This window comes from Streptomyces varsoviensis, from assembly GCF_000718635.1.
In the GTDB taxonomy this organism is placed as follows: domain Bacteria; phylum Actinomycetota; class Actinomycetes; order Streptomycetales; family Streptomycetaceae; genus Streptomyces; species Streptomyces varsoviensis.
This window is the reverse complement of the sequence record NZ_JOBF01000027.1, coordinates 94,729-105,195: the sequence shown is the minus strand read 5'-3', so window position 1 is coordinate 105,195 and position 10,467 is coordinate 94,729. Positions and strand designations below refer to the sequence as shown.

The following is a 10,467-nucleotide window of genomic DNA, read 5'->3' as shown; positions in this document are numbered from 1 at the left end:
GGCCCGTACAGGTGCTGATGCCCGTTGATCGCCGCCGTCTGGATTCTGCTGCTGCGCGGCGGCGACGTGCTGCTGTCCCGGCGGCGCGGCACCGGCTACCGGGACGGCTGGCTGAGCCTGGTCGGCGGGCATCTGGAGGACGACGAGAGTGTGCGCGGGGGCGCTGTCAGGGAGGCCCGTGAGGAGGTGGGGGTGGTGGTGCCGCCGGAGGCCGTGGACGTCGTGTCGGTCGTGCACCGGCGGGCGGACGGCAGCCGGGTCGACTTCTTCACGGCGTGCCGGAACTGGGCGGGCACGCCGGTCAACGCCGAGCCCGCCAAGTGTTCGGAGCTGCTGTGGAGCCCGGTGCGCGCGCTGCCCGCCGATGTAGTGCCGTACGTCCGTACCGCCGTCGCCAACTACCGCGCGGGGGTGTGGTTCGAGAGCCTGGACTGGCCGGAGCCGCAGCCGCCGCCACCCGGCGGATGACCATCCGCGAAGCTTTATGAGTCGCCGTCAATTTCCCATCGATTACTGCTGATTCATCGCGAGAGGAAGCGAACCGATGACCGCCGAGCGGTTGCACCACCTCAACGGCCTGGACTTCGCCGTCGCCGATCTGTCGCTGGCCGAGTTCGGCCGGCACGAGATCCGGCTGGCCGAGCACGAGATGCCGGGCCTGATGGAGCTGCGCCGGGAGTACGCCGAGACCCGCCCGCTCCAGGGCGCGCGGATATCCGGCTCCCTGCACATGACGGTCCAGACGGCCGTGCTCATCGAGACGCTGGTGGCGCTGGGCGCCGAGGTGCGCTGGGCGTCCTGCAACATCTTCTCCACCCAGGACCACGCGGCGGCGGCCGCGGTGGTGGGCCCGGACGGGACGCCGGAGGCGCCGCGCGGCGTGCCGGTGTTCGCGTGGAAGGGCGAGAGTCTGCCGGAGTACTGGTGGTGCACCGAGCGGATGCTGCTGTGGCCCGGCGGCCAGGGGCCCACCGCGATCGTGGACGACGGCGGCGACGCGACGCTGCTGGTGCACAAGGCGGTGGAGTTCGAGAAGGCGGGGCGGGTGCCCGACCCCGTCGCGGGCGACTCCGAGGAGTGGGCGGCCTTCCTCGGGCAGCTCCGCGCGTCGCTGTCGGCCGAGGGCGCCAACTGGAGCGGCGTGGCGAGCGAGATCCTCGGGGTGAGCGAGGAGACGACGACCGGCGTGCACCGGCTCTACCACCTGGCGAACACGGGCGAGCTGCTGTTCCCGGCGATCAACGTGAACGACTCGGTGACGAAGTCGAAGTTCGACAACCGCTACGGCATCCGCCACTCGCTCGTCGACGGCATCAACCGCGGTACGGACGTGCTGATCGGCGGGAAGGTCGCGGTCGTCTGCGGCTACGGCGACGTGGGCAAGGGCGCGGCCGAGTCGCTGCGCGGCCAGGGCGCGCGGGTGATCGTCACGGAGATCGACCCGATCTGCGCGCTCCAGGCGCAGATGGACGGGTACGAGGTGGCGACGCTGGACAGCGTGGTGGGGCGCGCGGACATCGTCATCACCACGACCGGCAACAAGGACGTGGTGCGCGTCGAGCACATGTCGCGGATGAAGCACCAGACGATCCTCGCCAACATCGGCCACTTCGACAACGAGCTGGACATGGCGGGCCTGGCGCGGCTCCCCGGCATCCGGCGCGCCAACGTCAAGCCGCAGGTGGATGAGTGGGTGTTCGCCGACGGGCACTCGATCATCGTGCTGGCGGAGGGCCGGCTGGTGAACCTGGGCAACGCCACCGGGCACCCGTCGTTCGTGATGTCCTGCTCGTTCGCCAACCAGGTCATCGCGCAGGTGGAGCTGTACTCGGCGCGCGAGCGGTACGAGCGCCAGGTCTACCGGCTGCCGAAGGAGCTGGACGAGAAGGTGGCGCGCATTCACGTACGGGCGCTGGGCGGCGAGTTGACGGAGCTGACGGACGATCAGGCCGAGTACATCGGGGTGCCGGTCCGCGGCCCGTACAAGCCGGAGCACTACCGCTACTGATCCGCGTACTGATCCGGGCGGACACGCCACAGGCCGAACCGAGGTGGGAAGAGTGCGCGGAAGCCAGCAGCCGGGATACGGGACCGACTTCGACTTCGGTTCGGCCGAGTACGGGCAGCGGTGGCCGGAGATCTACCGCGAGTTGCGGGAGCGCTGCCCCGTGGCCCGCTCCGAGCGGCACGGCGGGTTCTGGGTGGTCTCCAGCGAGGCCGCCGTCACCGCCGTGGCCGGCGACGACGCCACGTACTCCTCCGACCACGACCCGACGGGCGAGCGCGGCGGGTTCCGGGGCGTCGGCGTGCCCTTCTCGTCCGGGACCCGCAGCATTCCGCAGGAGGTGGACCCGCCCGAGTTCTTCCGCTACCGGCGGCTGCTGAGCCCGCGGTTCTCGCACACCGCGAGCGAGGCGTGGCGGCCGTGGCTGACCGGCCTCGCCGCCGCGCTGATCGACGAGCGGATCGAGTCCGGGCGGATCGACCTGGTCGGCGACCTCGGGTTCCCGCTGCCCGCCTGCTTCGTCGTCGCCTGGCTCGGGCTGCCCGCCGAGGACTGGCGGGAGCTGACGCACCCCTTCCACACGCTGGTCTCCAGCACGCCGGGCAGCCCGGAGCACACCGAGGCCGGGCGGCTGCTGGAGGAGGTCCTCGACCTGCTCCGGGACGTGGTGGCGGACCGGCGGCGCGCGCCGCGCGCCGATCTGATCAGCTATCTGACGGCCGAGGAAGCGGGGCTCACCGACGAAGAGGCCGTCAGCGTCTGCCAGTTGCTGTTCTTCGGCGGCGCGGACAGCACCACCGCGCTGCTCGGCCGCGCCCTGGACTGGCTCGCCCGGCACCCGGACGAGCGCCGCCGGGTCGCCGGCGACCCGGCGCTCCTGGACAGCGCGACCGATGAATTCCTGCGCTACTTCTCCCCCATCCACTTCAACGCCCGCACGGTGACCCGCGACACCGAGCTGAACGGCTGCCCGCTGCGGGCCGGCGACCGGGTGCTGATCTCCTGGGCCGCCGCCAACCACGACCCCGCGGCCGTGGACTCCCCCGAACTGCTGCGGATCGACCGGGCGGCGGCCCGGCACCTCGCGTTCGGGGCGGGCATCCACCGCTGCCTGGGCGCGCACTTCGCCCGGCTGATGTTCCAGACCATGCTCGGCGCCGTCCTGGAGCGGCTGCCGGACTACGAGGTGATCGGGGCCGAGGCCGTCGACTACCCGTCGGTGGGACAGGTCAACGGGTTCGCCTCGCTGCCCGCGACGTTCACGAAGGGCGAGCGGCGCGGGCCGGGCCTGGCGGCGGCGCTCCGGTCGGTGCCCGAGGTCCCCGTCGCGGGGAGCGGCCGTTGACGCACGCCGGCACCGAGCTGCTGCTGGTGCGCCACGGCGAGTCGGTGAGCAGCCGTACGGGCACGGTCGGCGGCCCCGCGGGCTGCGGGGGCCTCACCGAGAGGGGCCGCGAGCAGGTGCGGCGGCTGGCGCGGAGGCTGCGCGCTGACCACGCCCGACATCCCGTGGACGCCCTCTACACCTCGCCGCTGCCCCGGACCCGGGAGAGCGCCCGTATCGTCTCCGCCGCCCTGGGCCTGCCCGCCGTCGTCGAGCCCGGCCTGCGCGAGGCGGACTGCGGCACGGGCGACGGCCGCCCCTGGCGGGAGGTGGTCGCCGCCTTCGGCGGCACGCCCGTCCTCCATCCCGGCCGGCCGCTGGCGCCGGGCGGCGAGAGCTGGGGCGCGTACCTGGCCCGGGTGCGGGCCGCGGTCGACCGGCTCGTGGAGCGGCACGCGGGGCGGCGGGTGCTGATCGTGGGGCACGGCGAGACGATCACCGCGGTCAGCCAGCTCCTGCTCGACCTGCCGGCCGAGGTACGCGCCCACACGTCGTTCACCTCGGGGCCGGCCTGCCTGACCCACTGGGCCCGCCGCCCCCTGCCGTGGCCGCCGCCGGGTGGTTCGCCGGGGTGGACCCTGCTGTGCCACAACGATGTGAGCCATTTGCGCGGAGAACGCTGAGGCCGGGGCCCCGTGCCGCCCCGCTCCCCCTCTCCGCAGGTAGTCGCGGCCTCTCCGAGGGACGCGTGGCTCCGGATGGCTCAGTGGGTGTGTCGTCTTCCGCGAGGTGGGGTACCCGTCGCTCCGCAAGATCGCCGGTACCCGCGTGCTGCTCTCCCCCACGCGCGGCAATGCCCCGTCGAGAGGTCGAGACTCAATGAGCGAGAAGAAGAATCCGCTGTCGGCCGCCGCCGAACGGGTCGTGGACAAGGCCCGGGAAGCCCTGCGCCCCGGCAACGAGATCCCCGGCGCGCCGGGCCCCGAGGCGCCGCCGGTCGAGGAGCCGACGGAGCCCCGTGAACCGCTGCCGCCCAAGCACGACCAGCAGGGCCCGGACACGTACAGCCCGACCGGGCAGGCCACCGGGGCGCGGCAGAGCCGGATCGCGCAGGCCGACGCGTATCTCACCACCGCCAATGGCACACGCCTGTACGAGACCGACCACTCGCTGAAGGCGGGCCCCCGCGGCCCGGTGCTGCTCCAGGACCACCACCTGCGGGAGAAGATCACCCATTTCGACCACGAGCGGATTCCGGAGCGGGTGGTGCACGCGCGCGGGGCCGCCGCGCACGGCGTGTTCCAGGCCTACGGCTCCGCGTCGGGGATCACCAAGGCGGCGTTCCTGGCGGAAGGGGCCGAGACGCCGGTGTTCGTCCGCTTCTCGACGGTCCTGGGCTCGCGCGGCTCCGCCGACACGGTCCGGGACACGCGCGGCTTCGCCACGAAGTTCTACACCGACGAGGGCGTCTTCGACCTGGTCGGCAACAACATCCCGGTGTTCTTCATCCAGGACGCCATCAAGTTCCCCGACATCATCCACGCGGGCAAGCCGCACCCGGACCGCGAGATCCCGCAGGCGCAGAGCGCCCATGACACGTTCTGGGACTTCGTCACCCTGCACACGGAGGCCACCCACCACACCCTCTGGAACATGTCGGACCGCGGCATCCCGCGCTCGTACCGGATGATGGAGGGCTTCGGCGTCCACACCTTCCGCCTCGTGAACGGCGAGGGCGAGACCACGCTGGTGAAGTTCCACTGGAAGCCCAAGCTCGGCGTGCACTCGCAGATGTGGGAGGAAGCGCAGATCACCGGGGGTGTGGACCCCGACTTCCACCGGCGCGACCTCGCCGACGCGATCGAGGCCGGGGCGTTCCCGCAGTGGGAGCTGGGCGTGCAGACCTTCCCGGACACGCCGGACGAGATGTTCGAGGGCATCGACCTGCTGGACCCCACGAAGATCGTGCCCGAGGAGTTGGCGCCCGTCCGGCCGATCGGCCTGATGACCCTCAACGCCAACCCCTCGAACTTCTTCGCCGAGACGGAGCAGGTCGCCTTCCACGTCGGCCACCTGGTGCCCGGCATCGACGTCACGAACGACGCGCTGATGCAGGGGCGGCTCTTCTCGTACGTCGACACGCAGATCACCCGGCTGGGCGGCCCGAACTTCACGCAGTTGCCGATCAACCGGACGCACGCGCCCGTCAACGACATGCTGCGCGACGGCATGCACCAGACCGCGGTGCACCGCGGCGTGGCCCCGTACCGGCCCAATTCCCTCGACGGCGGCTGCCCCTTCCTGGCCGGCGCCGAGACCGGCGCCTACATCGAGGTGCCGGTCGAGGTGCCCGCGGCCCGCAAGGTGCGCGACGCGGCGGCGTCCTTCGACGACCACTTCAGTCAGGCCCGGCAGTTCTGGCTCAGTATGACCCCCACCGAGCAGGCGCACATCATCGCCGCCTACACCTTCGAGCTGGGCAAATGCTGGGAGACCGCGGTCAAGGAGCGGGGCCTGCGGTCGCTCGCCAACATCGACCCGGAGCTGTGCGCGCAGGTCGCGACCGGCCTGGGGCTGCCGGCGCCGGAGCCGAGCGTGCCGCTGGCGACGGTCGAGCCGAGCCCCGCCCTGTCCCAGATCGGCCGCGAGTGGCCGGTCGACGGGCGGATCATCGGTATCGTCACGGACGGGGCCGCCGACGCGCTGGACGCGGTACGCACGGTGCGCCGTACGATCCTCGACTCCGGGATGGTCCCACTGGTGATCGCGGCGTCCGGCGGCACGCTGGGCGATGGCGGCGACGGGGACGCGGTGAGCGTGCAGCGCACCTTCGCCACCGCCCGTTCCATCGAGTTCGACGCGATCCTGCTGGCCGGCGCGCCGGCCCCGGCCGCGGACGCCCAGGGCGCCCGCGACGCCAAGGCCGGCGACGGCGGGCCGTCGGCCGCCGCCGTGGACCCGCGCGTGCTGCTGCTGGTCACGGAGGCGTACCGGCACGGGAAGGCACTCGGTGCCTGGTCCGAAGGGGGCCGCGCCCTGGACGCGGCCGGCCTCTCCTCGGACGCCGCCGGGGTGGCGGTCGGCACGGACCCGTCCGAGGTGCTGCGGACCGTGACGGGCTTCCTCGGCAGGCACCGGGCGTGGGACCGCTTCGCGCCGTCGGCTTGAGGAGCGTGGGGGTGTAGGGGGCCGGGGCTGAGGCCGGGGCTCCCGCGCCCCCGCCGCAGTAGCCGGTGCTCAGTGCGAGGGCGGCGGGGCGGGCACATCCGCCGCCGGGCCCGGCTCCGGCAGGGAGTCCTGGCCGGCGTCCCGCGGCCCGGCGTCGCCCTCCCCGCCGCGGTAGCGCCCCGGCAGGAAGAGCCCGACGACGACGGCGGCGGCGCAGACCACCACGCCCGCCCAGAACGCCTCGCCGAAGGCGTGGGCGAGGGGCGCGGCGAGACTGGGATCGTCGGCGGCGCTGGGCGTCCCACTGGCGCCGGGGATCGCGGCGGCGATGCGGTTCTGGAAGAGCAGGGCGAGCCCGCCGGTGCCGACGGCGCCGCCGAGTTGCAGCAGTACGTACAGCGCGCTGGTGGCCCGCGCCGCCACCGCGTCGCCGATGGCCTGGTAGGCGGCGCCGAGGGCGGGCCCGAAGGTGGCGCCGGTGCCGACGCCGCGTACGAACAGCCAGAAGGCCAGCCATCCGGGGCCGGTGCCGGCGTCGATCTGGGTGTAGGCGAAGGTGCCGACGCAGGCCAGGGCCATGCCGAAGGGGACGACGCCGCGGGCGCCGAAGCGTTCGGTGAGGCGGCTGACGAACGGCAGGACGAGGGCGGCGCCCAGCCCTTGGGGGGCGACCATGAGCCCGGCGTGCACGGGCCCCTCGCCGCGGACGATCTGGTCGTACAGGGGGATCATGAACAGCCCGCTGTTGACGGTGAAGCCGAGCATGAACAGCATGACCGTGCACCGGGCGAACTTGCCGTTGGCGAAGAGCCGCAGGTCGATGAGGGGCGCGCCCTTGGTGCGCAGGGCGTGCGCCGCGTACCCGAGGAGCAGGAGGGCACCGAGGACGACGGGTACGAGGACGGTCGCGGAACCGGGCCGCGCGCCCGTACCGGCCTGGGAGAGCCCGTAGACGAGGAGCCCGAGCCCCGGGGAGAGCAGGGCGAAGCCGAGCGAGTCGAAACCGCCGTCGGCGGGCCGGGCGGCGGGCCGGTCCTTGGGCAGGACGCGCCGGGCCAGCAGCAGGGCGGCGGCCCCGATCGGCAGGTTGAGGAAGAACAGCCAGCGCCAGCCCGCCAGTTCCATGACGGAACCGCCGATCACCGGCCCGAACACGGGGGCCAGCATCATCGGGATCTGCACCAGGCTCATCACCCGGCCGACGCGTCGCGGCCCGGCGGTCCGGGCGATCATCGTCTGCGCGACGGGTTCGATGAGCCCGCCCGCGAAGCCCTGCACGATGCGGAAGACGATGAGGCTCGGCGCGGACCAGGCGAGACCGGACAGCCCGGACGCGACGAGGAACAGCGCGAGCGTCCCCATCCACATCCGCCGCCCGCCGAACCTGTCGACCGCCCACCCCGAAAGGGGAATGGCCACGGCCATCGCCAGCATGTACCCGGCGCCGATCCACTGGATCGTCGACAGCGGCGAGTGCAGGTGCTCCCCGATCCTGTCCATGCCGACGCTGACGATCGTCGTGTCCAGCAGCGCCAGAAACGCCCCGAGGATGAGCAGCCCGCAGGCCAGCCCCACGCGCCGGTCCAACCGCTCCGGGTCCCCCGGACCCGCCCCCGCCGCGCTGCCGGAATCGCCGCTCGCTGCCATCATGGAGACGCCCTCCGCCCATCGGCCGACTACGAGAAGTTCCCGCCCAACAGTAATGGCCCCTACACGAATTGATCGCCGCTCAGCCGCGTCGGGAGTCTCGAAATCCGTGATCACGAAACTTGAGCAAGGAGAGCGGGACGGCGCCCGCCTCGAAACGTGGCGAAAACTGGCCCACGCGCTGCGCGTCCCGACGATGTACCTGGCGGGCCACCAGGACGGCGACGGGGCGGACCCGGACACGGAGGATCGCTGGGCGGCCGTACGCGCCGCCGTCGCGGCCCCGCCGGTCTCCTCCGAGGAGGAGGAGGACCTGCCCACCGTCGGCGGCGTGACGGACGCGTTGGCGGCGGCCCAGCCGCTGTTCCAGAGCGACGCGTTCGCCGCGCTGGCGGTGGTCGCCCCGGCGCTGGTACGCGACGCCGACGCACTCGGCCCGGAGGGCCGGGCCGTGCGCGTACGGACTCTGCAACTCGTCGGGTGGCTGCTGACGCAGACGCGCCAGTTCGCGGCGGCGGAGACGGCCCTGACCCGCGCCCTGGACGACGCCGGGGACCGCCTCCAGGCGGCGGCCACCGTCAACACGCTGTGCTGGCTGCGGCTGCGGCAGGGAAGGCTGGGCGAGGCCCGCGAGTTGGCGACACACTGGGCCGACGAGACCGAACCCCGGATCTCCCGCGCGACGCCCGCCGAACTCAGCACGTGGGGGTGGCTGCTGCTGCGCGTATCGGCGGCAGCGGTACGCGACAACGCGCCGGGCGAGGCCGAGGACGCCCTGCGCTTCGCGCGGTCGGCCGCGGTGGCCGTCGGGCGGGAGTACGCCCCGGAGAACGACCACCTGCGCACCTTCGGCCCCGTGACCGTCGCCTTGAAGCGCGCCGAGAACGCCGCCGTGGTCGACCGCCCGGACGTCGTGTTGCGCCTCGCCGAGCGCGTGCCCACCGGGGGCCTGCGGCCGACCAGCAACAACCGCAACCGCCACTACCTCGACGTGGCCGACGCCTACGCCAAGACCCGCGACTACGGCGCGGCGGTCGAGCGCCTGCTGGCCATCCGCGACAGCTCGCCCGAGTGGCTGCCCCAACACGCGTCGGGAGTCTCGAAATCCGTGATCACGAAACTTGAGCAAGGAGAGCGGGACGGCGCCCGCCTCGAAACGTGGCGAAAACTGGCCCACGCGCTGCGTGTCCCCACGATGCATCTGGCGGGAGATCCCCGGCCGGAGAAGGCGGGCACGACGACCGAGACTCAATGGACGGCCGTACGCGCGGCCCTGGCCGCCCCGCCGCCGGTCGAGGGCGACGCGACCGAGGCCGATGCCCCCAGCGCCGAGGGGGTGGGCGACGCGGTGACCGCCGCGCAAGCGCTCGTGACGGCGGGCGAGTACGCGACGCTGGCCCAGCTCACCCCGGCCCTCGTCCGCGACGCCGACGCGCTCGGCCCGGAGGGACGTGCTGTACGCGTGCGTGCGCTGCAACTGGTCGGCATGGTGATGGTCCACAACCGCCAGTTCGACGCCGCCGAACTGGCCCTGGGGCGCGCGATGTCGGACGCGTCGGACCGCTTGGAGTCGGCTGCCAGTGTGGACACCCTGTGCTGGCTCAAGCTGCGGCAGGGGCGGCTGGGCGAAGCGTACGAACTGGCGGTGCGCTGGGCCGACGAGACGGAACCGCGCATGTCCCGAGCCACGCCCGAGGAGCTGAACGCCTGGGGGAGCCTCTTGCTGATGGTGGCCGCTGCGGCAGTGCGGAACAACAAGACCTCGGCGGCGGCCGACGCGATGAAACTGGCGCGCGCCGCGGCCGTAGCGGTGGGCAAGGAGCAGCGGAGCAGCCGCGACGCGATCCGCTCGTTCGGCCCCACCACGGTCGCGATGAAGACGGCCGAGATCGCCTCCGTCCTCGACCAGCCGGACCGGGTGCTCCGCCTCGCGGAACGAGTACCGCTCGGAGGGGTCTCGCCCAAGTGGAGCAACCGCAATCGCCACCTGCTGGATGTGGCCGACGCGCACGCCCGTACCCGCGACTACCCGGCGGCCGTTGAGCTGCTGCAGCGCGTCCGGCACGACGCACCCCAGTGGCTGCCGCAGCAGCGCTACGCACGCGACATTCTCGACACCGTGGTGCGTGGCCGCCGCACGCTTACGCCCGAGATGCGCGAACTCGCCGGGGTGGTCGGCCTGACCATGTGATTACGCGGGGTATTTAGCGCTCACGCATCGTGAAAATGCCACAGACATCGGGGCCTCTCCCTGCCAGCGTGACAGACAACGCTAGTTGGAGAGGCCCTCGCGATGCCCAGAGACGCCGTTGCGTCGAGATCC

At 72.9% G+C, this 10,467-nt stretch carries 7 protein-coding genes; 6 read left to right on the top strand and 1 reads right to left on the bottom strand.

Translation table 11 applies throughout. From position 1 onward, the window contains the following. The first annotated feature begins 24 nt into the window (after positions 1–24). From IF55_RS30285 to IF55_RS30265, 5 genes are all read left to right on the top strand, one after another. The gene (locus IF55_RS30285) at positions 25–468 is read left to right on the top strand and encodes an NUDIX hydrolase (protein ID WP_030877562.1); all 444 of its coding nucleotides are present in this window, start codon (positions 25–27) and stop codon (positions 466–468) included. A 76-nt stretch (positions 469–544) separates the two neighbouring features. Then, entirely contained in the window at positions 545–2,008 is a 1,464-nt protein-coding gene (ahcY, locus tag IF55_RS30280; RefSeq protein WP_030877564.1) for an adenosylhomocysteinase, read from the top strand. A 52-nt stretch (positions 2,009–2,060) separates the two neighbouring features. After that, positions 2,061–3,350, top strand: coding sequence for a cytochrome P450 (locus tag IF55_RS30275; protein ID WP_030877567.1), 1,290 nt, complete (start codon positions 2,061–2,063; stop codon positions 3,348–3,350). Then, entirely contained in the window at positions 3,347–4,012 is a 666-nt protein-coding gene (locus tag IF55_RS30270; RefSeq protein WP_037963110.1) for a histidine phosphatase family protein, read from the top strand. Before IF55_RS30275 ends, IF55_RS30270 begins: the two co-directional genes overlap by 4 nt. A gap of 196 nt (positions 4,013–4,208) precedes the next feature. Continuing rightward, the gene (locus IF55_RS30265) at positions 4,209–6,497 is read left to right on the top strand and encodes a catalase (protein WP_030877572.1); all 2,289 of its coding nucleotides are present in this window, start codon (positions 4,209–4,211) and stop codon (positions 6,495–6,497) included. Between the two features lie 69 nt (positions 6,498–6,566). Here IF55_RS30265 and IF55_RS30260 read toward each other — a convergent pair whose 3' ends face one another. After that, complete coding sequence (locus IF55_RS30260; protein WP_051776097.1) at positions 6,567–8,147, bottom strand: MDR family MFS transporter; 1,581 nt, start codon at positions 8,145–8,147, stop codon at positions 6,567–6,569. Positions 8,148–8,253: 106 nt separating this feature from the next. On the opposite strand from IF55_RS30260, the gene IF55_RS40925 reads away from it, so the two are divergent. Then, positions 8,254–10,335 carry a helix-turn-helix domain-containing protein gene (locus tag IF55_RS40925; RefSeq protein ID WP_245661511.1) on the top strand — a complete coding sequence of 694 codons (2,082 nt, stop codon included), beginning with the start codon at positions 8,254–8,256 and terminating at the stop codon, positions 10,333–10,335. Positions 10,336–10,467: the final 132 nt, after the last annotated feature.